Annotated in this window: 25 protein-coding genes and 1 tRNA gene; 11 read left to right on the forward strand and 15 right to left on the reverse strand. The window is 36.7% G+C overall.

All coding sequences use genetic code 11. The annotated features are described in order from the left end of the window. Positions 1-633: a response regulator transcription factor gene (locus J2X31_RS03120; protein WP_310024324.1), complete on the forward strand. Its 633-nt coding sequence runs from the start codon at positions 1-3 to the stop codon at positions 631-633. Positions 634-897: 264 nt separating this feature from the next. On the opposite strand, the gene J2X31_RS03125 is transcribed toward J2X31_RS03120, so the two are convergent. The 4 genes from J2X31_RS03125 to J2X31_RS03140 form a co-directional block, all read right to left on the reverse strand. Beyond that, positions 898-984 (reverse strand) — tRNA-Ser (locus J2X31_RS03125). Positions 985-1,045: 61 nt separating this feature from the next. Further along, positions 1,046-2,074, reverse strand: a complete 1,029-nt coding sequence (locus J2X31_RS03130) for an asparaginase (protein ID WP_310024325.1) — start codon at positions 2,072-2,074, stop codon at positions 1,046-1,048. Then, positions 2,064-3,200: a 1-acyl-sn-glycerol-3-phosphate acyltransferase gene (locus J2X31_RS03135; protein ID WP_310024326.1), complete on the reverse strand. Its 1,137-nt coding sequence runs from the start codon at positions 3,198-3,200 to the stop codon at positions 2,064-2,066. The genes J2X31_RS03130 and J2X31_RS03135 overlap by 11 nt, the downstream gene beginning before the upstream one ends. A 65-nt stretch (positions 3,201-3,265) precedes the next feature. After that, entirely contained in the window at positions 3,266-4,033 is a 768-nt protein-coding gene (locus J2X31_RS03140) for a TatD family hydrolase (RefSeq protein WP_310024327.1), read from the reverse strand. 113 nt (positions 4,034-4,146) lie between these two features. On the opposite strand from J2X31_RS03140, the gene J2X31_RS03145 reads away from it, so the two are divergent. Continuing rightward, entirely contained in the window at positions 4,147-4,590 is a 444-nt protein-coding gene (locus J2X31_RS03145; protein ID WP_310024330.1) for a retropepsin-like aspartic protease, read from the forward strand. Here the strand turns inward: J2X31_RS03145 and J2X31_RS03150 are convergent, their stop codons facing one another. The 7 genes from J2X31_RS03150 to J2X31_RS03180 all read right to left on the reverse strand — a co-directional run bounded on the left by J2X31_RS03150 (position 4,591) and on the right by J2X31_RS03180 (position 12,974). Continuing rightward, entirely contained in the window at positions 4,591-5,571 is a 981-nt protein-coding gene (locus J2X31_RS03150) for a LuxE/PaaK family acyltransferase (protein ID WP_310024686.1), read from the reverse strand. It lies immediately after the preceding gene. 76 nt (positions 5,572-5,647) lie between these two features. Then, complete coding sequence (locus J2X31_RS03155) at positions 5,648-6,442, reverse strand: T9SS type A sorting domain-containing protein (RefSeq protein ID WP_310024332.1); 795 nt, start codon at positions 6,440-6,442, stop codon at positions 5,648-5,650. A gap of 90 nt (positions 6,443-6,532) precedes the next feature. Next, on the reverse strand, positions 6,533-7,471 hold the full coding sequence (locus tag J2X31_RS03160; protein ID WP_310024334.1) for a T9SS type A sorting domain-containing protein: 939 nt from the start codon (positions 7,469-7,471) through the stop codon (positions 6,533-6,535). 111 nt (positions 7,472-7,582) lie between these two features. After that, positions 7,583-7,915: a T9SS type A sorting domain-containing protein gene (locus J2X31_RS03165; RefSeq protein ID WP_310024335.1), complete on the reverse strand. Its 333-nt coding sequence runs from the start codon at positions 7,913-7,915 to the stop codon at positions 7,583-7,585. Between the two features lie 179 nt (positions 7,916-8,094). Continuing rightward, positions 8,095-8,655 carry a hypothetical protein gene (locus tag J2X31_RS03170; protein WP_310024338.1) on the reverse strand — a complete coding sequence of 187 codons (561 nt, stop codon included), beginning with the start codon at positions 8,653-8,655 and terminating at the stop codon, positions 8,095-8,097. 71 nt (positions 8,656-8,726) lie between these two features. Further along, positions 8,727-10,151, reverse strand: coding sequence for a beta-helix domain-containing protein (locus tag J2X31_RS03175; protein ID WP_310024339.1), 1,425 nt, complete (start codon positions 10,149-10,151; stop codon positions 8,727-8,729). A 33-nt stretch (positions 10,152-10,184) separates the two neighbouring features. Next, positions 10,185-12,974, reverse strand: a complete 2,790-nt coding sequence (locus J2X31_RS03180; protein WP_310024341.1) for a TonB-dependent receptor — start codon at positions 12,972-12,974, stop codon at positions 10,185-10,187. Positions 12,975-13,164: 190 nt separating this feature from the next. Here J2X31_RS03180 and J2X31_RS03185 point away from each other — a divergent pair, with 190 nt between their 5' ends. Together J2X31_RS03185 and J2X31_RS03190 are read left to right on the forward strand one after the other, a co-directional pair. Further along, positions 13,165-13,848, forward strand: a complete 684-nt coding sequence (locus tag J2X31_RS03185) for a response regulator transcription factor (RefSeq protein WP_310024342.1) — start codon at positions 13,165-13,167, stop codon at positions 13,846-13,848. A 111-nt stretch (positions 13,849-13,959) separates the two neighbouring features. After that, a complete protein-coding gene (locus J2X31_RS03190; protein WP_310024344.1) occupies positions 13,960-15,015 on the forward strand; it encodes a sensor histidine kinase in 1,056 nt (351 codons plus the stop codon). On the opposite strand, the gene J2X31_RS03195 is transcribed toward J2X31_RS03190, so the two are convergent. Then, entirely contained in the window at positions 14,908-16,047 is a 1,140-nt protein-coding gene (locus tag J2X31_RS03195; RefSeq protein WP_310024346.1) for a glycosyltransferase, read from the reverse strand. The two genes, J2X31_RS03190 and J2X31_RS03195, sit on opposite strands and share 108 nt — an antisense overlap. A gap of 391 nt (positions 16,048-16,438) precedes the next feature. On the opposite strand from J2X31_RS03195, the gene trmB reads away from it, so the two are divergent. From trmB to J2X31_RS03210, 3 genes are all read left to right on the forward strand, one after another. Beyond that, complete coding sequence (trmB, locus tag J2X31_RS03200) at positions 16,439-17,113, forward strand: tRNA (guanosine(46)-N7)-methyltransferase TrmB (RefSeq protein ID WP_310024347.1); 675 nt, start codon at positions 16,439-16,441, stop codon at positions 17,111-17,113. A gap of 1 nt (position 17,114) precedes the next feature. After that, positions 17,115-17,750, forward strand: a complete 636-nt coding sequence (locus J2X31_RS03205) for a LysE family transporter (protein ID WP_310024348.1) — start codon at positions 17,115-17,117, stop codon at positions 17,748-17,750. A 101-nt stretch (positions 17,751-17,851) separates the two neighbouring features. Next, positions 17,852-18,190 carry an MGMT family protein gene (locus tag J2X31_RS03210; protein WP_310024351.1) on the forward strand — a complete coding sequence of 113 codons (339 nt, stop codon included), beginning with the start codon at positions 17,852-17,854 and terminating at the stop codon, positions 18,188-18,190. 27 nt (positions 18,191-18,217) lie between these two features. Here the strand turns inward: J2X31_RS03210 and J2X31_RS03215 are convergent, their stop codons facing one another. From J2X31_RS03215 to J2X31_RS03225, 3 genes are all read right to left on the reverse strand, one after another. Beyond that, a complete protein-coding gene (locus tag J2X31_RS03215) occupies positions 18,218-18,985 on the reverse strand; it encodes a DUF1444 family protein (protein ID WP_310024353.1) in 768 nt (255 codons plus the stop codon). 26 nt (positions 18,986-19,011) lie between these two features. Next, positions 19,012-20,331, reverse strand: a complete 1,320-nt coding sequence (locus J2X31_RS03220) for a sensor histidine kinase (RefSeq protein WP_310024354.1) — start codon at positions 20,329-20,331, stop codon at positions 19,012-19,014. Positions 20,332-20,534: 203 nt separating this feature from the next. Then, the gene (locus J2X31_RS03225; RefSeq protein ID WP_310024355.1) at positions 20,535-21,878 is read right to left on the reverse strand and encodes a sigma-54-dependent transcriptional regulator; all 1,344 of its coding nucleotides are present in this window, start codon (positions 21,876-21,878) and stop codon (positions 20,535-20,537) included. Between the two features lie 142 nt (positions 21,879-22,020). Between J2X31_RS03225 and J2X31_RS03230 the strand changes: the two genes are divergently transcribed. The 4 genes from J2X31_RS03230 to J2X31_RS03245 all read left to right on the forward strand — a co-directional run bounded on the left by J2X31_RS03230 (position 22,021) and on the right by J2X31_RS03245 (position 26,991). Then, entirely contained in the window at positions 22,021-23,259 is a 1,239-nt protein-coding gene (locus J2X31_RS03230) for an efflux RND transporter periplasmic adaptor subunit (protein WP_310024356.1), read from the forward strand. A gap of 2 nt (positions 23,260-23,261) precedes the next feature. Then, positions 23,262-23,672, forward strand: a complete 411-nt coding sequence (locus J2X31_RS03235; protein WP_310024357.1) for a hypothetical protein — start codon at positions 23,262-23,264, stop codon at positions 23,670-23,672. Positions 23,673-23,738: 66 nt separating this feature from the next. Continuing rightward, entirely contained in the window at positions 23,739-24,440 is a 702-nt protein-coding gene (locus J2X31_RS03240) for an ABC transporter ATP-binding protein (protein WP_310024358.1), read from the forward strand. Positions 24,441-24,567: 127 nt separating this feature from the next. Further along, on the forward strand, positions 24,568-26,991 hold the full coding sequence (locus J2X31_RS03245; RefSeq protein WP_310024359.1) for an ABC transporter permease: 2,424 nt from the start codon (positions 24,568-24,570) through the stop codon (positions 26,989-26,991). The last annotated feature ends 7 nt before the right edge of the window (positions 26,992-26,998 follow it).

Consider the following 26,998-nt stretch of genomic DNA (forward strand, 5'->3'; position numbering starts at 1 on the left):
ATGGTAAAAGTTCTAATTGTTGACGACCACCCACTTTTTGCTGAAGGCATAAAAGCGATGTTTAAACCTGAAGACGGTATTGAGGTCGTAGCACATACAATTAACGGCAACGCAATACCCGCAATTTTGGATGGTGAGAAGATTGATGTCATTTTGATGGATATTGATATGCCAGCACTTGATGGTATTGCCTGTATGGAATTACTGAATTTAAAAGGATATCAAACGCCTGTATTAATGCTAACAATGCATCAATCCATAAAACAAATTAAAAGTGCGCTTGAAAAAGGTGCTCAGGGCTATATTCTAAAAGATGCATCAAAAGCTGAACTTGTTCAGGCTATTACAGAGACTTCAAATGGCAGAAACTATTTTCACCATAAAATCAATGATCAAATATTTAATTATTTCAGAAACAAAAAGCCATCTATGACAGGTGCACAAGTGCTTTCTGAACGTGAAAAAGAGATTATTAAATGTGTCGCCGACGGGTTGAACACCAAAGCTATTTCTGCAAAACTATTCATTAGTGAACATACCGTGAAAACGCACCGGCGTAACATTATGCATAAACTTCAGGTAAAAACGTCTCCGGAGTTGATAAAACTGGCAATGGAAAATGGGATTATTTAAAAGATAAAACATATTGGAAAAAAAATGGCAAGGATTTTAACTCGTGAAACTGTGGGAAAAAGTCATTAAAAATAGATTTATCGTAGATATTTCATAACTAATCCAGTTGATGGTTACACGTACGCAATCAAAAGCCCATGTGTTACTGCATCAAACTTTGGTGTTTCAAGTTTACCGTGAAAATGATGGATTCTAGCGTGAAAACAAAAACCCATTTAAATCCTAGGATTTAAATGGGTTTGAAGTAATTTAAATGAATTATCGCAGAGAGGATGGGATTCGAACCCACGATACAGTTACCCATATACAAACTTTCCAGGCTTGCTCCTTCAACCACTCGGACACCTCTCTAAATATTTGCGGTTGCAAAGAACACAAAAAAATACCAGTTAACGAAATTTAAAAGTACTTTTTATGACAATTCTCCTCGTAAGGAAGTTTCAAAAATGGTTTTGAAAACATTTGACGAAACTTTTTGCCCTATAAGATACATCAGCTTGGTTATGGCCGCTTCGGTGGTGATGTCTTTTCCAGAAATTACACCTATTTTTTTCATCGAAGTACTGGTTTCATAATGTCCCATACTAACGCTTCCGCCCGAACATTGGGTTACATTGATAATGTGCAATCCGCTTTTGATGGCTTTTTTCAAGGAATTCAAAAACCATTCATCTGTTGGGGCATTTCCAGCTCCGTAAGTCTCCAACACTACTCCTTTTAAATTTGGGATATTGAAAATAGCCGAAAGGACATCTTCGTTGATTCCCGGAAACATTTTCAAAATCACTACATTTGGATCTAAATCCTTATGCACTAAGAGTTTCTTAGAATTTGCTTTCGGAAGGAATGTTTCCCTATTTAATTTCAAATGCACTCCGGATTCGGCCAATGGTGGATAATTTGGCGAAGTAAAGGCATTAAAATGTTCAGCATTTATCTTAGTCGTTCTATTTCCTCTGTATAATTTATATTCAAAATAAAGGCAAACTTCACCAATAACGGGCTTGTTTTTATATTGCAAAGATGCGATTTGGATTGCCGTAATTAGGTTTTCCTTGGCATCCGTCCTTAAATCTCCGATAGGCAATTGGGAACCCGTAAAAACAACGGGCTTGGCCAAATTCTCCAACATAAAACTCAATGCCGAAGCCGAATAGGACATGGTATCCGAACCGTGAAGCACTACAAATCCATCAAAAATGGTGTAATTCTCTTCGATTATTGTGGCAATCTTGAGCCATTTTTCGGGGTTCATGTTGGAGGAATCAATAGGATTTTCGAATGAAAAAGTTTCGATTTCACAATCCAATTGTTTCAATTCGGGAATTCGCTGAAGGAGTTTGCTAAAATTGAAAGCCTTCAAGGCTCCGGTCTCAAAATCCTTCATCATACCAATGGTTCCGCCGGTATAAATTAAAAGTATCTTGGATTTAGACTGCATTTTCGTATTTTGATTTGTTTACAACCGGATTGGCATACATCGAAAGAAAGCCCTGCATTTCAACAGGATTATCTTCGTTTATTCTTATTTCGAGTCGCCTTTCGAATAGTGATTTTTCCTTTTCGGTATATAGATGAGCGTATTTTTCGGTATCGTTTAAGATATCGTAGGCAATATAATTCGTCGGCCAAAGCTTGTAGGAATTCAAGATTGAATCGTCAATTACTTGTGCCAAAGCCTGAATTTGCTTGTTCGAATTATCAAACTCGGCTTTAATCTGATCGATTTCGGTATCCAAAACATCGCCAACATGGATGTGAATGCGTTTTTTCTGCCCCATGATGCCACTCAACAGCGTCATAAAATCTTCGTTCTTTTCCTTGATGTAGATTTCATTATTGGCTTCTGCCATCAACTGAGGCATCTTCAAGGCATCGGTTGGGTCATATTCATAGGAAATAGAAACCGGAACAATCTTAACTTTCTTGAAATAATCCATCAAATTGGCTTCGTCCGACCCCATTCCGAGCATCTTCAAAACACCCTGATGAGTCGCGTCATTACCATCCTTGGTTCTTCCTTCGCGTTGTGCAATCCAAACCGAACGGTTTTCACGCAACAACAATTGCCCAATATATTCCGACATCAGCTTCGAACTTTGCAACAATTCTCTTGGCGGAAGACCTCTGAGAACCAAAAAATTTCGGTTGAGTTTTGATAGCGTATATAGGAACGATTTCTTCACCAGGTTATCACCAATTGCCGAAGCCGTCATGATCATACCGTGGTCGAACAAGCAAGCATTAAGCAACGAAGTATCTAAAATGATGTCCCGATGATTCGATATAAAAAGGTAGGGTGTATGTTTGTCGAGTTTATCAAAACCCGAAGTTGTTAGTCCTTCAGAAGTTTTTTCGAGCACCTGCATCAATGCCTGATAAATGAAATTGCATTGAAAATCACGTATAGAATGCGTTTTTCTGAGTTGTTCTTTCCAAACTTCATCGTCAACATCTGGAAAAGCGAAATTCATCAACGCTTTCATCATTGGATGATGAATTACTTTTTGAATAGCCTCGTTTATTTCAGAATCATAAAACGGACGAATTGCGTCAAATTTCTGCATTTTGATAGTTTTGTTTTTGTGTAACAAAAGAACAAAAATTTATTGACATCCTTGTTCTCTTTTCATTAAATCCCGAAAATTGCCTTTGAATTTTCGGTGGTAATTTCCGCTATTTTCTCTGGAGAAACATTATATATTTCAGCTAATTTACTTATAACATTCACCACATAACTGCTTTCATTTCTTTTTCCACGGTAGGGAATTGGGGCCAGATAAGGCGAATCTGTTTCCAAAACGATGTGTTTCAAATCGATTTTATCCAAAAACTGATCGATTTTTCCATTTTTAAAAGTAACCACACCTCCTATTCCGAGCTTCATATTACAGGAAATGGCCTGCAAAGCCTGTTCATAATTCCCGGTAAAACAATGAAATATTCCCCATAATTCGGGCGATTTTTCTTCTTCTAAAATTTCAAAGACTTCGTCAAAAGCATCTCTGCAATGAATGTTGATGGCCAGTTTGTACTGCTTTGCCAGCTGGATTTGTTTTCTAAAAGCGAACTGCTGTTCCTTTAAAAACGTCTTGTCCCAATATAAATCAATTCCTATTTCGCCAACGGCATAAAACTTCTTCTTGGAAAGTTCAGCTTCCACAAAAGCAAGTTCCTCAAGATAATTTTCTTTTACATAAGTGGGATGCAAACCCATCATCAGGAACACCTTTTCGGGATATTCGACTTCCATCTCATACATTTTTGAAGTATAAGAGGAATCGATCGAAGGAACAAAAATTCGGGTAACGCCATTGTCAAAAGCACGCTGCATCATGTCCTTTCGGTCTTGGGCAAATTCTTCACTGTAGATATGGCTGTGGGTATCGGTAATTGTCATTTTAATTTTTGAAAGCCACAAAGATACAAAGTTTAAAACTTTTTGCTTGATAAACGTTAACGCCTACAAGTGGTTTGCTTTTTTACTTTATTTTTGAGCTTCAAATCACAGAAATGAAAAAGATACAGGACATCCTCAAGAAGGAAAATTATAAAAAAATAAAATTCAAGGTCACCAAGACCCAGCATTTATTGATAAAAGCAGAAATCAATGGCATTAAGGGAAATTTCATTCTCGACACCGGAGCCTCCAATAGTTGTGTGGGATTTGAAAGTGTGGAACTTTTTACGCTAATTGCAAAAAAATCCAAGACAAAGGCGGCCGGAGCTGGAGCTGTTGGGATGCTGACACAGGTTTCACAAAAAAATGTATTGAAGTTGGGTTTATGGAAATGGGCCGAATTCGACCTCATCATCTTTGATCTATCGCATGTGAATGAAGCCTTGAAGCAACACAAAACCAAACCGGTTGAAGGCATTATTGGAGCCGATGTTTTATTGGCAGGAAAGGCAATTATTGATTATTCGAATAAGTATTTGTATCTGAAGAAAATCTAATTACAGCACCATCAGGTTGCAACCCCGAATATCAGAATGATCAAAACGTCCCAATACTTCGAAAGAATTGTTGGGGTATTTTTTGCCCAAATCTTGGGTAGCTATAAAGGAACAGGAGTTGATGTTGGCCAAATCAATCACGTTGATGCCTCCAGTTTTTCCGTTATCTACATAATTAAGAGCGTCTTCTGTATCGCGGATTAGAATGTTCATCCAGGACGGACATTCGAAAATTCCGTTTCCAAGGGAATAGGCTTGCGATAAAAGTTCGGTCATTCCATATTCGGAATGGATTGCAGAAACGCCGAAACCATCACAAAGCTGCTGGTGCAATTCTTCCCGGATCATTTCTTTGCGTTTGCCTTTCATACCTCCGGTTTCCATGATGATCGTATTGTTGAAATTGAATTTCCTTTTTTCGATTAAATCCAACAAAGCGTAAGTAACCCCGATTAGGATTACGTTCTTGTCCTGTTCTTCAAGTTCAATCAGCTTCTCGATCAAATCATCATGATTGTGAAGATAAAAACCGCTATTTGGATTATTGGAGAGTTTGATTAAATCCTCGACCATATAAATCAGCGACGAACCTTGGCGTTCCAAATAAGAAGGAAGCAATGCCAGAACGGCATAATCCTCTATATTTCCGTAGAATTCAGAAAAAGCTTTTCGGTAGCTTTCTTCATATAAAGTGACATCAGTAACCAAATGCCTACTCGTTACCATTCCGGTCGTTCCGCTACTTGTAAATATTTGTTGCACCGGATTTTCATCCGAAAGGACTTCGTGGCTCTTGAAAAACTGAATCGGGAGGAACGGGATTTCTCTTAATGATTTCACGTTTCCCTTCTCTACCTTCAACAATTCGCAAAACTGACGGTAAACCGCATTGTTGTCGTATTGAAAACGAAACACCTTGAGGGCGATCTTTTCAAACTGCTTTTGGCTGGAGATGTTGAATATGTCAGGAGCTGGAATCAAGTTATTTTTTTGCAAAAGTAAGAAAATAAAAAAGCCTCAACGTTAATTGAGGCTTTTGAAATATATAAAAAATCAATTACTTGATAACCAATTTTCTTGTAGCTGTTTTTCCTTCTTCAGTGATTTTAACGATATAAACACCACCATTCAAGTTAGAAACGTTAACTGCATTGCTAGTTGTAGCTTTCAATACTTGCTTTCCTAATACATCATAGATTACAACTTCTTTAGAAGAATTTGCATCTGTGTTGATATACAATTTTCCGTCAACAACTGGGTTTGGGTAAACTTTTAATCCTTCGATTGAATTTTTACCAATTCCTAGGGTTGTTCCAACAATTTTGATGTCATCTATCCTGAAACCTACGGTTGTAACTGGGTTTTCAAATTTAATTCTTAAATTTTCTGTTGAAGGTATGGTCCCTGTTGGCGTCACTAAAATCCAGTTTGAAGTTCCTGTACCTGTAGGACGGGAATAGGCCATGGGTGTCCAGTTTTCCCCATCCCCACTTACCTGAACAGTAAGTTCATTGCTTCCTGCATTTGTAGTCTTATAATGCCCGAAAGACAAGGTTAGATCTGAATAATTGGTTGTATTGATGCCTTCAATCATAAAAGACTGGCTTGGAGTGGCTCCTCCGATAAAGACACATCCGCTTCCTGAAGCACCTGTATAATTTTCTGAGGGAGAAGTTGTTCTGATGGTTGCATTTCCTGTGAATACAATAGGACTGCCGTTTTGATATCCCGTATAATCCGTTGCCGTGGGATTTCCTGCAGGTGGTGTAGCCAAATCTTCGGAAAACACAGTGGTTTGAGCATAGCCTGCCGTTACCAAGATCGATAATAAAAGTGTGTAGAGTTTTTTCATACTGTTGTATTTATGATTTATATATACAATTATACAAAAAAAAAGCATCCGCCAATAGCGGATGCTTTTAAAAATTTATGAAAGAATTAATTATCTGATAACTAATTTTCTTGTAGCTGTTTTTCCTTCTTCAGTGATTTTAACGATATAAACACCACCATTCAAGTTAGAAACGTTTACTGCATTGCTAGTTGTAGCTTTCAATACTTGTTTTCCTAGTACATCATAGATCACAACTTCTTTAGATGAATTTGCATCTGTGTTGATGAACAATTTTCCGTCAACAACTGGATTAGGGTAAACTTTTAATCCTTCGATTGAATTGAATTTTTCATTAGATAATGTACCCGCAAAAGTTAATGAAACACTCAGATCATCTACTTCAACTGATGGAGTTTCAGTTGCGCTATCTTGTCTTAAAAAGAAACTAACAATAGACGTTAAGTCTCCACCTGTATGAGTGTCTGTCAACAGAGGAGTTGCTTCATCACTAGCTGATGGGTTTATCCACAATTTAGTTGTATCATCACTTGCTCCTTCTCCAAACGTATAAGCAACAACAACGTTATAATCTACACCAGTTGTATAAGTCTCAGTTGTGTAAGTAGTGTTTACACCTGTACCAGTTCTAGTTTCTATACCTAAATTGAATGTATTATCGTCAACTCTTTTGGTCCACAAGGTGCCTCCAAAAGTTGTATTATTTTGCGCAAAACCTGCCAAATAACCTCCATTTGGATCAGTCACACCAGCCATCGACACTACTTTTAATTTTATTTTAAAATATACTGTTCCAGCATTTTGAGGAGTTACCATAACTTGAGCATCCGTACCACCTGCATCAAATGTTACCTTACTTCCGTCTAACAGTATATGATCTGTTGCATTTGCAGTTCCTACTACCGACCATGGAGAGGTTTCATGTAAATTCCCTGCTGGATAGCTGAAAGAATCTGAAAAAGGCAAAGTAACTTGAGCGAATCCAGCTGAAGTTAGAGCCATAAACAATAAAGTGTAAAGTTTTTTCATTTTGAGTTTTTTTTTTAAAATATTTATTGTGCAAAGATAGAAAGTATTTTGAAAGTTTTCCAACATCCAATGTGAAAAAATTATTAAATTATAACAACCGAGAAAAATGAATTACTTCACTATCAGCTTTCTAGTGGCTGTGGCCTCACCTTCTTTAATCTTGATGATGTAAACCCCTGGGGAAAGTGTTGCAATATTCAATTCTTTTGCATTCACGTTTAGGGTTGCTTGAAGTACTTTTTTTCCCAACACATCATAGATGGCAACTTCTTTGCTTTGTGATGTTTTGGAGGTGATGTAGATTTTACCGTTGCTAACTGGATTCGGATAGAAACTCAATTCTTCTATAGAAGCACTAGGCTGTTGCTTGCTTTCCTGGGCTGCAACAGCAGAAGAAAAGAAACATAGCGATAAGAGAATAATATAAAAGTAGTTTTTAGCCATCAGTAGGGTTTGATTAGGTCAAAGGTATAAAATAATTGCGAATTATAAATTATGAATTAGACTTAAAGTTATATTAAAAACATAGGCTTCAAGCTGTTTTTTGAAAGTCAAAAGTTATGCCAAAAAAAACATCCGTCGATTTGACGGATGCTTGTAAAACGCATTATAGCAATCTAGTTTTAGTTTTGGCTATTTTTCCAAAGCCTTTCTTCCTTGTCATAATAAGTTTTATCGTCAGGAAATTCAATATAAAATTCTCCTTTACTATTTGCAGTATAATAGGATGAAAGATCTTCTCCTTCAATGTATTTTTCAAACAATGTGGCTGTTTTTTCATTAAGTTCAGGCTCTTCCATTTTCCATGTTCTAAAACCCTCTTCATAAGATGCGATACCGCCTTCTTTATCATATTCAATTTTACCAACTGTTGCCACCCTCTTTACAATAAGGCTAGGAGCTATTTTTGTTAAGGCAAAATAGTGAACACCTGTTTGCTTGTCTATGTAATAATAAAGTAGATTACTGGACTCTGCTTTTTCCTTATATTCCTCATCAAAAATAGAATCAAATTTAGTTTGATGGGTAGCCTTTTTAACCAAACGATCTGCATGTCTGATTATTGAATATTTAAACTCTTCCTGGGCTTCGGCAGTTAGATAAGCATTAGGATCTATATTTTTAGGATCCTTTTTACATGAAGTGAATAGGAGAAGAAAAAAAAGTAAGCTGAAATATTTCATGTGAATTTTGTTGATTAAAAAAAGAGCTTAACCAAATGATTAAGCTCTTCAAATTTATAAAAATATTTTGATTAATATTCTTTAGAAATAGGATTAAATTCAGCCCATCCATCAGTCCAATCTGTTGATCCAAAAGCTCCAACATAAGTTGTATTTGCTAGACCAGCCAATTTAGGATTTACAAATGAAGCACCTGCTGTTAAAGTACCTGTTGTTACAGTGAATGTTGGATTACTGCTATAAGCTGTAGCCACATTCCCACCAAAGAAAACATTAGAATTCAAACCTAAAGCTGTATAGATTGTGGCAAGACCCCCTTGTTCTGGAGTTGGAACAGCAGTTATTGTCGTGTTTGTTGCATTCCACAATGCATTAACATCAGCTGCTGTAGCTGTCATTCCTGAACCTACACTGTAAGTTTGCAAATCTGCAACCATAACGTTGTTTGTTAAAACACCTTCTCCTGCTACATAGTTATCATAAACCGATTGTTGGTTCATTCTGATTCCTCTTGGGTATCCAACGAAAACTGAATTTGCGATAGTAACTGCAGTTCTTCTTCTTAAATCTAAAGAATGTTGGTAGTTAGCATTGATACTTTGTGTAACAATAGCTCTTGGTCCGATACAAGTAAAGTTTGAGAAAACACCGGTAGTCAAGAAATTGTATTGTCCTACACCTACATTATCATTTGGACCATTGTCGCACTCAAAAGAGTTAGAACCTGATTGATCAGCAAAACTTGGGTAACGTACTTCCAAACCAAATTGGTTTTTTCCAGAGTATCCAAAGTCAACATCAAAACTGTCATCCCAAGTAGCAAATGCGATTAGGTTTTTTCCATTTACGGATCCACCGAACCACTCGAAACCATCATCACCACCAAAAGAAACTTGAGCATTCTCTAATACAGTTCCACTCCCTACACCACCTAAAGTGATTGAGTTAGTTTCATTGTTTGGAGTTAATTCAATACCTGCAAACTCTACTCTTACGTATCTCAAGATACCAGAATTATCTGCATCAATATCTCCACCATAAACAGTTTCAGGAGAAACAGCTAGTCCTTCGATTGAAGGAGCAGCTTGATTTACTTTAGCTTTTCCAAGCAAGATCAATCCACCCCAATCACCTCTATCTCTAGAACCAGGTTCCAAAGCTGAAGTAAATACAATTGGTTCAGCTGCTGTTCCGTCGGCAATGATTTTTCCTCCTGGAACGATAACCAAAGTTCCCTTTGTAGCTTTATCACCCATAATTACTGTTCCTGGCTCGATTGTCAATGTCTGTGCGTTTTTAACATAAACTATACCTCTCAAAAGATATTGTTTGTCGTTTGTCAAAGTTTGCGTAGTAAGATCTCCAGTCAATACAACCGGCCCTACTGGATCTGGATCTGGATCTGGAGTTGTACCACCATTGTCATCTCCACTGCACGAGGTCATTACAGCGGCTGACAAGAACAAACTTGCAAAATAAAAAAGACTTTTTTTCATGATTTTAAATTTAAATTAATTGTGTTATTGTTGTTAAAAATTATACGAAACATTTAGTGTAAAAAGAGCCCCTCTTTTGAAAACCGATGTAGCATTATCCGCATCACGGTCAATTTTCTCATCTCTGTTGGAATCCTCAAAAAAGCGGTATTTATCATTTAGAAGGTTTTGAACCCCTAACTTGAATGTAGTTTTATTGATTTTTTTGGAAACCGTAAGGTCTACATTGTTTCTGGCTAGTTCATAGATAGATGGAAAGTTATTATCACTTACCGAGAATATCCTGTCTCCGAAACGGTTGTAAACCAAATTAACACCAAAATCATTTTCATCCTTGTAGCCTAATGCGGCATTGATTATATAAGGAGATTGTCCTTGCAAAGCCCTCTTTTGTTGTTGAGCGATAGCAGCACTACCCAAATCAACCTCTGAAAATATATAAGATGCATTTAAATTAGCCGAAATACGATCCATGAAGATGCTATTGGTCCAACCTTTAAATGATTTTTTTAATTCAAATTCAACCCCATAATTATTTGCAGAAGCTGCATTGTTGTAAACAAATTGGGGATTTTCACCAACTATCACGGTTGTCAACTCAATTGGAGTATCAAACTTTTTATAGAAAGCACCAAGGCTTACCGTTTCACTTTTACTTGGATAGAATTCGTATCTGATATCCAAATTGTCAATTGTAGCCGTTTCCAAGTCAGGATTACCTACAATGTTTACATCGTTTGTATAATCGTAGAACAAGAATGGCGCAAGCTCTCTAAATTCCGGTCTGTTTACCGTTCTGCTATAAGCAAATCTCAATATCGAATTTTCATTTAAGTTATAACCAACATTCAAGGAAGGCAAAACAGACGTTACTGGATTGTCTACTTTGATAGCCTTTACTTCATCTCTCGAATCCAATGTTTGTACATTATGCTCTAATCGTACACCTGCTGTTATATCAAATCTTTTCAAAGGAAACTCACCTTGCATATAACCCGACAAGAACTTATTATCTGCAGTGTAAGAATCCGAAGGTCTAGTCCCTTCTCTTAATGACCATCCATTAGCATTTACATATTGGCTACTAAAGACTTCTGAAATTGGTAACCTTCTTAATTCTTCGGCTCTTTCAAATGCAACAGTTCCAGGAATTAAATAAGTAAAGTATTTGGCAGAAAAATCTCTTTTTCTGTAACTGCCGTAGAAACCTGCTTTTAATTTTATTGTCCCTAGTTCTTCGTCACCTTTTATTCTTTCGATCAAATGTGTGAAATTCATACCATTGTTAACCGAATATTCTGAAAGTTCACCATAATATCTACCTGCATCAAATGGATTTGAAGAAGGTGGATCGATCATAATGTAAGGAGATGCAGGATCATTATCTTGCTTAAAGGTTCTAAATCTTCTAAAGTCAGGCACATTATCAGCAATACTGTTGTAACCTAAAACCCAATCAAATATATTTTTAGAACCCAACTTATGCTCTCCTTCCAGCTGCGAAGTATATAGGGTACGGCTTTGATAAATCATATAATAATTTCTCAATAAATCATCACCTCTTTGCAAGAAATTATTTCCATTCCTAATCGTTGTTTCATTGGTTCCTTTTTGATTGAAAAGGTTTTTAAACTTAATCTTCGTATTATCTCCCAATTTCAACATCCAGTTGGACAAACCTGTCAAACTAATCGTGTTCTGATAAATATTATCTTGATATTGAAACCAAATTGGTGCTACGGTTTCCCCAGCATTTAAGGTGGAGTAACGAGTAAATTGACGGTCTATATTTTGAAAAGAATTAGAGTATGAAAGTGAATTTATTGTAAAAAGCTTATTGTTGCCTTTTAAAGGTATATTCCTTCCAAGACTAAAACCAATACTATTGTCCAAGAAAGCAGTGCTTTCGGTTGGATTAAAATTATTAGGCAAACGATTGGCAACATCCGGAGCTACTACATTGTTAGCTCCTGAAACAAAACCACTAGGCAAGGGTCTGAACGATTTGTCAAAACCTAAAAAATCAGTACTTGAACCTTCACTCTGAAGATATGAATCAAATGAAGTTCCAGGTCTATATCCAAAACCAACATCGATTTTTGTAAATTCAGCAGCACTTTCAGCAGTTGAAACCGCGATAATACCTCCAGCAAAATCTCCCGGCATTGAAGCCGATCCTGTTTTATAAATAACCATTTTATCCAAAGTACTCGTAGAAATCAAATCGAATGCAAATGTACGTTTGTCAATTTCCGTACTTGGTGCAATTGATCCGTTAAGCAATACATTATTATAACGCTCGCTCAATCCACGAATCATTACAAACTTTCCGTCAACAATTGTAATCCCAGGAACTCTCTGAACTGCTTCCGCAGCATTCCCATCTGTTCCTCTCGACATCTGTTCGGCCGAAATTGCACTTACAACTTGTTTGGCTTCTTTGATTTCCATCATAATAGCCGTTTCAGTATTTCGTTTGCGATTGTTTTCAATCACGATATCTTCCAACTTCACACTTCCCGATCCAATTGCACGATCAACAATTGTTGTTTCGTTTGCTTTCACTGTAAAAGGAACCTCCATAGTTTCATAACCCACGAAACTGATCTCCAAAACATGGTTTCCCGCAGGAACTGAAAGCGAATATTTACCATCCATATCGGTAGAAACACCGATTGTTGTCCCTTTTACCATCACATTAGCAAAAGGCAATACTTCATTATTTAAATCTTTATCGGTTATTGTTCCAGAAACTGTACCTTTGTTTTGGGCAAAAGAAATGAAACAGATAAAAAGTGTAATAATTAGAAATTTGAATTTCATCAGAATTTAATGTTTGTTAAAAATTTTCTGCAAAGAAAGGACAGTCTTGTAAACCCGATGTTACCGACTTATTACTATTAGGTATCCTAAATATTACGCTATTGTTAACAGATTAAATTATAGTTAACTGCTCAAAATCGTTTTTTTTTATATTTACATTTACATCCGCAAATCATAACATTTTGCAATTATGAAGAAAAAAGACATCAAGATTTTACTTGTAGATGACGAACAGGATATCCTGGAAATTGTAGGTTATAACTTGACGCAAGAAGGCTATCAGATTGTAACGGCTAGTAATGGTAAAGAAGCTATTTTAAAGGCAAAGAAGGAATTACCCCAACTTATTATCATGGATGTAATGATGCCCGAAATGGACGGTATGGAAGCCTGCGAAAACATCCGAAAAATCCCAGAATTGAGCAACGTAATCATCACTTTCCTTACAGCAAGAAGTGAAGATTATTCGCAAGTTGCCGGTTTTGATGCTGGAGCGGATGACTACATCAACAAACCAATCAAGCCAAAATTGTTGGTTAGCAAGGTAAAAGCTTTATTGAGAAGGCTGAAAGACGAAGAACAGAATTCAGAAACATTGAATGTTGGCGGAATCGAAATCAACCGTGAGGAATATAAAATCGTGAAAGACGATATCGAAATCGTTTTGCCAAGAAAAGAATTCGAATTATTCTATCTTTTAGCTTCAAAACCTGGAAAAGTATTCAAGAGAGAAGAAATTTTGGATAAGGTTTGGGGCAATGAAGTTATCGTTGGCGGAAGAACGATTGACGTTCACATCCGTAAATTAAGAGAAAAAATCGGCGAAGAGTTATTCAAAACCATCAAAGGTGTTGGATATAAATTCGAAGTTTAGTCCAGTATTCAGTTTACAGTAGCAGTTGGCAGTTGTCCGATTGCAAATTATACATTACCCCAAGCATAATTCCTTGATACTTTGTATCTTTGAATTTGCAACTCTATAAAAATGGCCATAAATTTTAAAAGAACCTACAAGTTTGCTGTAAAATCAGCACTATACATTACTGTTTTTGCAACTGGATTTGTGGGAATCTTAAGCCATTTGATCTTTCAACCCAATCAGGAAAAACTCACCCTGTTCCTGCTTATTTTTGCCATTTCGTTATATATCTTTTCCTTTCTGGTCATCCAATACCGTGTGGAATTCTTCATCTACCGAAGGGTGAAAAAAATCTACGACGACGTTTCGTTTCTCGAAGCAAGTTCGTTTCCAAAGAAGCACATCACGACCGACATGGCAACGCTTACACGGGAAGTGAAAAAATTTGCCACCGACAAGAAACTCGAAATCGAAACCCTGAAAGTCCGTGAAGAATATCGAAGGGAATTTCTAGGAAACGTTTCGCACGAACTTAAAACGCCTTTGTTTACCGTTCAAGGTTATATCCTGACCTTGCTCGATGGAGCGATGAACGACAAAACGCTTCGCAAAAAATACCTTCAACGTGCCGAAAAAGGAGTTGAACGATTAACGTATATCGTGAACGATTTGGACATGATTTCAAAATTTGAAATGGGCGATTTGAATCTTGTGATGGAAGAATTCAACATTGTCGAGCTCGTTCAGAACGTTTTTGATTTGCTCGAAATGGAAGCCGAGAAAAAGAACATCATCCTTTCGTTCGACAATAAATATTCAAAATCCATAATGGTTTTGGGCGACAGAGGAAAAATCCAGCAAGTGGTTACGAATCTTATTGTAAACTCCATAAAATACGGAAAACAAGACGGCTATACCGAAGTGGGAATTGAAGATTTGGTCAACAACAAAGTCATCATCCGAGTGAAAGACAATGGCGAAGGCATCCAAAAACAACACATTCCGCGACTTTTTGAACGCTTTTTCCGTGTCGATAAAAGTGGTGCAAGAGCCGAAGGTGGTTCAGGTTTGGGCTTATCTATTGTGAAACATATTATCGAAGCTCACGATGAGAAAATTTATGTAGAAAGTCAGTTTGGTATCGGATCGGAGTTCTCCTTTACCCTCGAAAAGATTAAATAACGAACTCCAAGTAATCTTGGTTTCAAAAGATTGCAAGCCTCTGTAAAGTGGCACTTCCAGCAAATGGGCAATCTTGAATTTCTCCTGTTTTTTATACGGAACCAATCCTTCCTTCTTTAGTTTCTTGGCCAAATATTCCTGTTCATATTGTCCAGGAGTTGGAATAAAAAAGGCCTTTTTTCCAAGTTGGGCCAAATCCATAACGGTGGTATAACCTGAACGGCAAAGCACAAGCTCACTTTCGTTGAACGTCTGTTCGAGTTCTTCGGTAGCCATAAAATTATAGAACGTAATATTCGCTTTTTGCTCTACCACTTGTTCCTTTTCGACCTTTCCTTTTATAAAAACCACTTCGCCTTTAAACTCCAACAAATCCTTGGCTAATTTTTCTTCGAGCATTCCTCTTTGAGGTTCCGGACCTGAAAGTATAACCATCAGATCATATTTTTTCGGAAGCACTTTTTTATGCAAACGGCTCAAAGGTCCGATGTATTTTATCTTGAAATGCGGATTGTCAAGGTGCCCTAATTTACCTGTCAAGTTTGGGGTTTCGGCAATATCGGGAACCCAGCATTCGTCGTATTTCTTGATGATGAATTGATGTAGCTTGCTGGTTATCCAAGTTGTATTTCCCGTCAAAACATTAAGCTGATGCGTGATGAAAACCGACTTCACCTTCTTGCTGTAAACCCCCAACCTATTGTCGGAAATGATTCCCGAAATGTCATATTCCTTGATCCATCGTTTCACCGTTTTCCTTTCGCTCAAGATGGCCTCGATCATTCTTGGCGTGTTCTTGATCATTTTCCACTTGAAATTATTGCCGTTCTTGGCATATTCAATTTCGTAGGAAGGCAATTCGAGCATTTGCAGGTGCGGAAATTCCTTTTTCAACATCTCCAAAGCAACTCCATCCGAAGCAACAATAGGATTAAAGCCCTGGTTTTCCAAAGCTGTAATTATCGGAATGCAACGTGTGGCATGGCCCAATCCCCAGTTTAAGGGTGCGATAAGAATATTTTTTTTAGACATCTTAAAAATTTAAATCTTATTTAGTTGAAGCAAAACTTCAGGCAATTTTTAATCCTTGTTCCCGCTGCAGCAACTCGCTTTATCTCGTTTTTTAATAACGAGATAAGAGCTCAAACAATTGCAACATCGGGGCTAAAATAAAATCTTTAGGCTTCTTTTTATCCTTTTTAGCATCTCATGTAAAAAGATTCCAAACAAACAATTCGGTTACCCACTAGCCCCGGCTGGAGGGAATCTCGTCTTTTGGGACGAGATGGAAGGAATGACGGGAACCTACTCTTGTGAAAACGCCCGAGCCATTCGCTCCCGAAAAAATTTTAACACACTGCAAGATAAAACTATTTGAGTTCGTTTATATTTCCTTAATTTTACCAAAATATTAAATAGCGTCGTGGGAAGTAAAAATAAGTTAAAAAGATTCAAGGAAAACGAGACATTCGAAAATGTTTTTCAACCGACAAGAGAAGAAGTGGTAGGGAATTTATTTCCGCTCAAAGGCAAATGGAACGCGGATTTTTTCCAAAATGATAATCCGTTGATTCTAGAATTGGGTTGTGGAAAAGGAGAATATTCTGTGGGTTTGGCCGAACGCTATCCTGATAAGAATTTTGTTGGAATTGACATCAAAGGTGCTCGTTTTTGGCGTGGTGCAAAGACGGCCGTTGACGACGGAATGCGAAATGTGGCGTTCGTGAGAACCCAAATCGAACTGATTGACCATATTTTTGCAGAAAATGAAGTCGACGAAATTTGGATTACATTTCCAGACCCACAAATCAAATACAAGCGAACCAAACATAGAATGACGAATTCGGAATTCTTGAAATTGTATAAAAAAATCTTGAAACCAGATGGCGTGATGAACCTGAAAACCGACAGCGAATTCATGCACGGTTATACCCTCGGATTGCTTCACGGTGAAGGTCACGAGGTTTTGTATGCCAACCATAATGTCTATAAAAACGAAGGAAGTCCAAATGAAGTAACTAGCATCCAGACGTTTTATGAGAAACAATATTTGGAAATTAACAAAGCAATTACTTATATTAGATTCAAAATAAAATAAAATGACAATAGCTTTACCGCTTGCTCTAGGATTTATCACTTCTGTAATTGGCATCACGCCTCCAGGACTGATAAACATGACGGCGGCCAAAGTGAGTGTTGAAGAAGGTAGAACTCGGGCTTTTGTTTTTGCTGGAGGTGCTACCTTTATTGTTTTGATTCAGACGTTTCTGGCGGTTATTTTCGCCAAATTCATCAACCGAAATCCCGATGTGGTCATTGTACTTCGCGAAATCGGACTTGCCATTTTCCTCGCCTTGACGTTCTATTTCTTTTGGACTTCAAAAAAGATGAAACCGAAGGAAAAAAAAGTAAAATTGCGAACTAAAAGAAGTCGGTTTTTTCTAGGAATGTTGCTTTCGGCCTTGAATCTTTTCCCGATTCCGTTTTATGTTTTGATCAGTGTTACGCTTTATTCGTATAATATTTTTTCGTTTGAAAAGCCTTTCGTTTATATGTTCGTACTTGGTTCTGGGATTGGTGCTTACTTTGCGTTTTACTGCTACATCGCCTTCTTTAAAAAGATGGAAAGTAAGACGGCCTTTATCTTGAACAATATGAATTATATTATTGGTTCGATCACTGGATTAGTTTCGATTATCACGCTTATCAATGTGATTAATTATTATTGTGATTAATTTTTTATTTGAACCATTAAGAAATTAAGTTTCATTAAGGCTTAATTTTCTTAATATCTTAATGGTTTAAAATTCAAGTTGCTTTTTTAAAATATTAATGTGTGGCTACAAAAAATCCAGATAACGACAATTTCTTCGAAAGAGTTTATGCTATCGCGAGGCAAATTCCTTATGGCAGAGTGACTTCTTATGGAGCAATTGCCAAATGTTTAGGAACAGTACGTTCTGCAAGAATGGTAGGTTGGGCCATGAATGCTTCTCATAATCGTGATGATGTTCCGGCTCATCGAGTGGTAAATCGAAAAGGATTATTGACTGGAAAACATCATTTTGATGGTACTAATTTAATGCAACAGCTTCTGGAAAGCGAAGGTGTGAAAATTGTGAACAATCAGATTGTTGATTTGGAGAAATACTTTTGGGAACCTGAAGTTAGTTAGCAGTTTCCAGTCGCAGTATTCAGTATTTTACATCTTTATAAATTTTCCTTCTTTGTATTCAAAAATATCTTTAGAAACTAAATGGTCTCCATTTTCATTAATTTCTTCTATTGTTTTTTTAAGCCTTTCTAAATTATAAATATCTTTTTTTCCAGTAATTATCAATAAATCACGTGAAGGAATTCCAATTATGAATTCACCTTTTACTTCAAAATTTTCCTTGTACCAAATATCAAGTAATATTAAACTCGATTCATAGTTTCCATCTGCTAATAACAAATAATAACCATTTTCTCCGTGTTTTTCGATTTCAATAATATTTGACAAATTTTTAATTGCAACTTTCTTTAATTCATTTATATCAACATTTAGTGTTTTGAAGTCTTCCTTCGTTAAGTAATTTATATTTGTATCTGTATCTTGAACATAAAAAATAAATAATTCATCATTATACTGTTCATACAAGTGATTCTTTTCAAAATTCTCATTCAAATCCATCAAGTGCTGAATAAATCTTTTGTCTTTAATTACAGGCAAAACACTATTTATATTTAACGTTTCATCAGGTTTATACAAGCTAATTGATGAATTTAGATATTTTTTGAAAATTTCTTCTATGTCATCAGGCTCTCTTATATATTCTGAATAGCAATTATGAAGAAAATGTCTATTTTTATTTGAACTTTCAAACTCTGTTAGAATTTCGAGTCCATCTATCGAGTATATTTTTAGCCCTTCAACTTTTTGAGTTAAGCGTTTGGCAAATTCTTGAGAAAATTCAGTTTCATTATACATATTGTAGATTTTTCTTTATAAATCAACTAACTAATCAAACAAATCATAAACTTAGTCCGCTCCTCCTCCATCTGATAATTCAGGTAACCACCGTGTGCTTCAATAATATTCTTGGATAAGGTCAAGCCGATTCCAGCCCCATCTTTTCTGGTCGTGAAAAATGGCAGGAAAATCTTGTCTTCGATTTCCTTTTCGATGCCGTTTCCTGAATCTGAAATGATGATGAAGATACGGTTGTTTTTTATTTCGGATGAAATTTCGATGTGTTTTTCAGATTTTCCTTCCAAAGCATACATGCTGTTGGTCAGCAGATTAATCAGCACTTGTTCCATCTGCAATTTATCGACTGATAGCCAACGATTGAAATTTATCGTGTTGTTGACCGAAATATTTTCCTTCTTAAAAAGTGGTTGCATAATTTGCAATACACCTTCAATCAACTGATTGAGTTCGGTTTTTTCCTTGCTTGGGGTTGGAAGCATTGCCAGTTTCCTATAACTCTCCACGAAATTCTGCAAATGGTCGCTTCGGTAAATCATTGTGGAAACACTTTGCTTGATGTCATCCAAATCTTCCTTTGAAAGCGATTCCTGTTGCATCAAATCGTTCAGGTTTTGCGTCAGGGAACGAATTGGCGTTATGGAATTCATCAGCTCATGCGAAATGACTTTCATCAAATTAATCCAAGCTTCTTTTTCTTTTTTCTCGATTACTTTTTGGATGGAATCTAATAAAATAATATAATATTCTTGGTTAAAAGTAGTGGTTGATGAAGCTTGAAGTATAAACGTTTCGCTTTCCTTCTTGTCAATCTTGATTTGCAAGGATGTTTTTATTTCTTCGAAATTTCGTTCTTCGATAATCTTGCAAAGCGATGGAAGATGACTTTTTAGATAATGCCATTTCGAAACTTTTGGCACGAGAAAATGTTTGGAGAAATAATCGTTTATCAGGAAAATATTCCAATCCTCATTGTCTTTTTGCAAAATAAGAACACCCGTTTCGATGTTGTTCAAAATGGAACGATACACCAAATCTTTTGAAACTTGATCGTTCTGATTGTTTTTTAAATGATCGTAAAGCTTAAAGAGATTCTTATAATTATCAAAGGATTTATGCTTGGAAAAATCGGCAGAGAAATCATTGTTTAGAATAGCACTGATGGTTTTATCGTAGAATATAAAAGTGTTCTTTACAAACGAATACAATTCCATCAGCAACAAAAAAGAAATAAAGGCACAGAAAAATCCAGAAAAGACCAAGCCTTTTTGGAATAGGAAAACGCCAACTGCGATTCCGATTAGAATCAGAATCATGCGGATGAAAATGGCATTGTAGTGTTTCATAGTTTTATTTCCTTTTACTTATCCTCTTTTTTATAATTCCGACGTTCCTCTTTTTTGTCATTCCGACGAAGGAGGAATCTCATAATCAAATTCGAGTTTGAAGAGCTACTTTATGAGATTCCTCCTTCGTCGGAATGACAAGATTGCGGAATTAGATTATAAAAAAACATTTCTTATCTGTGAAAATTTGTGAAATCTGTGTTCTATTTCAATTCAAACTTCTCCATTCGTCTATACAATGAAGCCCTTGAAAGTCCGAGTTCATCGGCAGATTTGCTGATGTTATAATTGTATTTTTGCAGGACTTTCTCGATGGTTGCCTTTTCGATATCCATCAACTGCTTGTCTTCATTGGTTTCTTCTGCTATTGAAATGGTATCCAGGTCTAAATCAGAAATAGTGATCACATTGTTTTCGCAAAGGATTACGGCACGTTCAATCCTGTTTTCCATTTCTCGGATGTTTCCGTTCCAGAAATGTTTTTGCATTTGTTCCAACGCTTTGTCTTCGAAAACTATTTCGCTTCGTTCATATTTTTCTAGGATGTTTTCCAAAAGAAATTGAGCAAGTGGTATAATATCGGACTTTCGTTCGCGAAGAGGAGGCAACACAATTTCCATCGTATTGATACGGTAATACAAATCTTCCCTAAAATTCTTATGATGCACCTCGCTCTTCAAATCGATGTTGGTTGCCGTAATAATCCGAACATTGAGTTGTCGTGGTTTTGCTTCTCCCAAACGGGTTACCGATTTATTTTGGATAACCTGCAATAATTTCGCCTGCAAATGTAACGGCACATTACCTATTTCATCCAAGAAAATGGTTCCATTTTGAGCCAATTCGAACCTTCCCGGAGTGTCGATTTTGGCATCCGTAAAAGCACCTTTGGCATAACCAAAAAGTTCGCTTTCGAAGATGTTATCGTTTAAAGAACCCAAATCAACGTGGATGAAAGGCTGTTCTTTTCTATTTGAATTTTGATGGATATATTGAGCCAAAACAAATTTTCCGGTTCCATTTTCGCCTAATATTAAAACATTTGCATCTGTTCTTGCTACTTTTTCGGCTAACGAATACGCTTTTTGAATGTTTGGAGAATTACCAATGAAAACGGTATTCTTTTTTTCTTCGGTTGATGCTTTTTTCTTCACTTTTCGTGATTCATCAACTGCAGATTTTACGATGGAAACCAACTTATCATTGTCCCACGGCTTTAAGATGTAATCAAACGCTCCGAGTTTTAGACCTTCGACGGCGGTTTCCACCTTTCCAAAAGCGGTCATTAAAATCACTACGGTTTTAGGCGAAAAGGTTTTGATTTCTTTTAACAAATAAATACCTTCTCGTCCTTCTTCAAAACCGATTCGGTAATTCATATCCAACAGCACAACATCAATTTCATTTTCGGAGAGGAGATGAATCACTTTTTTAGGGTCATTAAGGGTGAAAATCGTCTCGAAATGTTTCTTCAAGACCATTTTCGAAGCAAAAAGAATGTCCTCCTGATCGTCGATGACTAAAATTTGAGAGCTTGTCTTTTTCATTACATGTTCGTTTTCGGACAAAAGTGTTCATTATCGGACACTTGAGGATTTTTATTAATTATATAAACCGCTATTAATTAAGCTTTTATAAACTTTAAACTTTTGGCACAAAATTGCTATATCATCTTACAAATAGTTTAAAATGGATACCATCGTTCCTCGTAAAAATAAAAAAAATAAATACCTTTTAATTGCTTTTCCGATTTTTTTATTGGCAAGTTATTTTGTTTATTCGGCCCTGACCAAAAAAAGAAGTCTTGATGTAAACCGAAATGAAATTACAATCAAAACGGTCGAAAATGCCTACTTCGAAGACTTTATTGTGTTTCAGGCGAAGGTTGAACCTTTGAATTCTATGTTGCTGAATGTGATTGAAGGCGGTTCGATTCAGGAGATTTTTATTGAGAATGGTGATTTTGTTCAGAAAGGTCAACCGTTGGCGAGGTTGTATAATCCGAATACAGAACTGGGTTATATGACACAGGAAACTTCGATGATTGAACAGATCAATAATTTGAACAAGGCGAAGCTGGATTTGAGAACTCAAGAGCTGAACTTGGCGAAAGACTTGGTGGCGATTGAGCACGACTATCTGGATGCAAAGAATTTGTATAATCTGAACGAGAAATTGTTCAAGGAAGAGATTTTATCCAAGAATGAATGGGAAACAACGAAAGAAGCTTTTCGATTTCAGACCGAAAGAAAAAATATTATCCAGCAGAGTGTTCAGAAAGAGAAGCAGGCGAATGCCATCTTGATTTCGCAGATCAATCAATCGCAAGGGATTATGCAGAAAAGCTTGGAGATTTTGAGAAATAACAAAAAGAATTTCTTGGTGACGGCTCCTTTGGCAGGAAGGATTTCTTCGTTTGAACCTGTTTTGGGAAAAAACTATGTGGCGGGCGAAAGCATTGGGAAAATTGATGTAATGAAAGGCTATAAATTGATGGCTGATGTGGATGAATTTTATCTGGAGAAAACATCAGAAGGACAAAAAGGAACAGTTGATTATAAAGATGAAACGGTTCCGGTAGTGATTTCTAAAGTGATTCCGGAAGTAAAAAACGGAAGGTTTCAGGTGGAACTGCAATTTACAAACGGGAAGGAATTGGACTTGCGACAAGGATTAAGTTTTGGCGTGAGGCTGATGCTTTCGGAAAAAACCAAGACAACAGTTTTATCTAAAGGAAGTTTTTCGCAAGATACAGCTGGTAAATGGATTTTTGTAGTAAACGGCAACAAGGCCGAACGAAGAACCATCAAATTAGGAAGAGAAAATCCGTTGTATTATGAAGTGCTTGAAGGACTAAAAAGTGGAGAAAAAGTGGTTACTTCGAACTATAAGGATTATATAGAAATACAAATTTTAAACCTTCAATAAAAATGAAAACAATCATCATCACCCTTTTATGTGTAATGAGTTTAAACGCTCAAAACATCAAATCAGACGGCACCCATTTTATCGATGGAGTGAAAGACTCAAAATGGAGCAATAGCAACGGAAAAGATTTTACAAATGCTTCGTTTTCTGACTTTAACGGTTCTTGCTATGTTAATTTGGAAGTGGATCGGACAACAGAAGTTAGTTTTAGATCGTTATCCGAAGTTAAAAAAGGAAGAATCGAAGTGACCTTGCTGGATGAAAACGAAAACAAGTATTTTTACTGCAATACAACCGATAAATGCGATTTGCAAAAAGATATTGTCTTGGAAAAAGGCAAGAAATACCGTTTGTATTTTACTGGAGATCATGCTAAAGGAAAGTATGTTGTGAATTGGAAATTAAAAAAATAAATTAAATCATCAATCAAAAAGCGAACAGCTCTAATCAAGCTGATAAATAATAAAAAAAGAATCATTATGATACAAATCAAAAATCTATCGAAAATCTTCAGAACGGAAGAAGTGGAAACAAAAGCATTGAACGAGATTGCTTTGGAGGTGAAACAAGGTGAATTCATCACAATTATGGGTGCTTCGGGTTGTGGGAAGTCGACATTATTGAACATTGTAGGACTTCTGGACAGTGCTTCGAGCGGGAGCTACAAACTTCTAGACCAGGAAATGCTTGGCTTGAGCGAATCAGAAAAATCGAAAATCAGAAAACAGAACATTGGTTTTATCTTCCAAAATTTTAACCTCATCGATGAGCTTTCGGTGTATGATAATATTGAGTTGCCGTTGATTTACAACAACGTTTCGGCATCTGAAAGAAAGAAAAAAGTAGAAGCCATTGCAGAACGATTGGCGATTTCGCACCGTTTGAAACATTTTCCACAACAGCTTTCGGGTGGACAACAACAGAGGGTTGCCGTGGCGAGAGCTTTAATCAACGATCCAAAAATCATTCTGGCGGATGAGCCAACTGGAAACCTGGACAGCAAGAATGGTAACGATGTGATGGAATTGTTGACGGATTTGCACGCTAACGGTGCGACGATTTTGATGGTAACCCACTCGGATTATGATGCTTCGTTTTCTCAAAAGACGGTTTTTATGAAGGATGGAATGGTGCTTTCAGAAAAAACGAACAATAGAAATGTGGATGTATTTGTTCAGTAAGATTTAAAGATTTAAAGACTTTGAACGTTAAACACTTAAAAGCGTTGCCAGGTTTCGCAAGACAAGCCTAAAAATCATCAACCAAAATGGCCTAATCAGCTACAATTAATAATTAATCAAAACAAAAATGCTTAAAAACTGGCTCCATATTTACCTGTACCAAATTAAAAACAATAAATTCTTTACTTCCCTGAATATTTTGGGGTTGAGTATTGGAATAGCGAGTTTGGTTTTCGCGATTCTTTATTGGAATGATGAAAAAAGTTATGATGCTTGGAATCCAAACAAGGAGAGGATTTTTCTTTTGGTAAATCAAATTGATGAAAATGTTTTTTGGACTTCGGGATCGGCGGCTGTTGGGCCGAATCTTGATGCGAAATCATCTGAAGTGGAATCGTACTGCTATTTGAATGATTATTATGCGGATGAAATTATTGCAGCTGGAGGGAAGAAGATTCAGTTTTCGAAAATATTGGATGCTCAACGAACCTTCTTTGAGTTTTTTCCTTTCGAATTTGTTGAAGGGAACATCAAAACGGCAATGCCGGATGAGAACAGCATCTGCCTCTCGGAAAACACCGCCCAACAATTGTTTAAAAACGAACCTGCCGTGGGGAAAGAGGTGGTTTATTCTGGGAAAAAGCTTGTTGTGAGGGGTGTTTACCGTCTTACGGGCAAGGCAGCCTATCAGCCTATGGCGGTTGTGAATTTTATAGATGCTACCTTGAAACACTATGATACACAATGGGGAAATTTTAATTTTGGATTGTACATCAAAGCTAAAAAAGCTTCAGACAAGGATGCGATTCTAGCCAAGATTGATGCGTTGAACTATGAAAATATGACGGTTGTGTATGCGAAGAAGATGGGGATTTCTGTTGCTGAGTATCAAAAAAAATGGGGCGAGCATAAAGTGCTCCTTGAGCCTCTTTCTGACGTTAGACTACACACTAAAAGCGGTGGTGTTGCGGAAGGCAAGGGTAATTATCAGTTTTTGTTGAGTATGATGGGACTGAGTATCCTGATATTGGTTTTGTCGGTCTTCAATTATATCAATCTGGCGACTGCGAATGCTATAAAAAGAGCAAAGGAAGTGGGGGTTAGAAAAGTATTGGGAGCCAGCAAGAGGAATATCGTGGTGCAGTTTATTGCAGAAGCGACGCTGAATGTCTTTGTTTCGATACTGCTTGCTTTGGTAATTGTAGAACTGTCGTTGCCGTATTATAATTCGTTTTTGGATAAAATTTTAATCTTGAATTCGGAGACGTTTTTTGTGCAACTGCTCCTTATTTTGGTTGTGACGATTATTACAGCGGGTGTTTTTCCAGCTTTATATGTTTCGAATTTTGAAACGCTGAAGGTATTGAAAGGAAACTTCGGGAGAAGCAAGGCTGGAATATGGTTGCGTAATGGAATGCTGGTTTTACAGTTTGCAATTGCTTCCTTTTTTATTGTGGGTTCGTATATCGTTTATGAACAAATCGATTTTATGAACAAAAAGGATTTAGGCTTTAAAGGCGACCAGGTTGTTGATGTCGTTTACCGTAATATTTATGGCGAAGGCATCAGTAACCAAATGCAATATGACAAATACCTGAGGATAAAAAGCGAGCTCTTGAAAATAAAAGGTGTAAAGGAAGTTGCAGGAGGAACGCTTGGATTCGGGAACGGAATTTCCTCCACGATTAGCTACAACTATAAGAATGAAGTAATCAACGGACAGAATGTGGCACTTGATTTTGGGATGCTGGAAATGATGGACATCAAACTGAAAGAAGGGCGGTTCTTGGATGAAAAATATACATCGGACACTATTGACAAAATGCTGATTAACGAAACGGCAATGAAGTTGATGAAAGAAAAGAACCCCATTGGAAAAGAAGTAGATTGGAATGGAAAGAAGATGAAGATTGTAGGCGTTGTAAAAGATTTCAATATCGAGGGACCCCATAATCCGATAGAAGCTGTTTCGATTTTTCATTTCAAGAATGTAGGTTGGCTCTTGAACAACCTTCATAACATCTACATCAAAATAGACCCTGAAACGATGGACGAAACGGTTGCAGGAATCGAGCAATATTGGTTGAGTAAAGTAGATCCTGACTATCCTTTTGTATATGATTTTGTAAACAAGGAATATGCAAGGTCGTATGGTCAGTTTGTGAAACAAAGAAACTTATTTTCGTTGTTGAATGTGGTGGTTATTGTAATTGCCTTGATGGGATTATTTGCACTTGCCTCCTATTCCATCCAACGAAGAATGAAGGAAATTGCGATTAGAAAAACGTTAGGAGCCGAAACCAAAACCTTACTAAAAGAACTTTCAAAACAATATATTCTTTTCTGTTTCATCGGATTTGCAATTGCTCTTTTTCCAGTATATTTCCTTTTGGACAAATGGCTGGAGAATTTTGCCTATCGAATTGACATATCAGCAATTCCGTTTGCGATTGGGTTTGTAGCCTTGATGGTTTTGACCTTGATTGTAGTGCTTTCAAGAGCTTATCAGGCGACACGGGTGGATGTTTTGAAGTATTTGAAATATGAATGAGTTGAGG

This window comes from Flavobacterium arsenatis (assembly GCF_031456785.1).
Taxonomy (GTDB): Bacteria; Bacteroidota; Bacteroidia; order Flavobacteriales; family Flavobacteriaceae; genus Flavobacterium; species Flavobacterium arsenatis.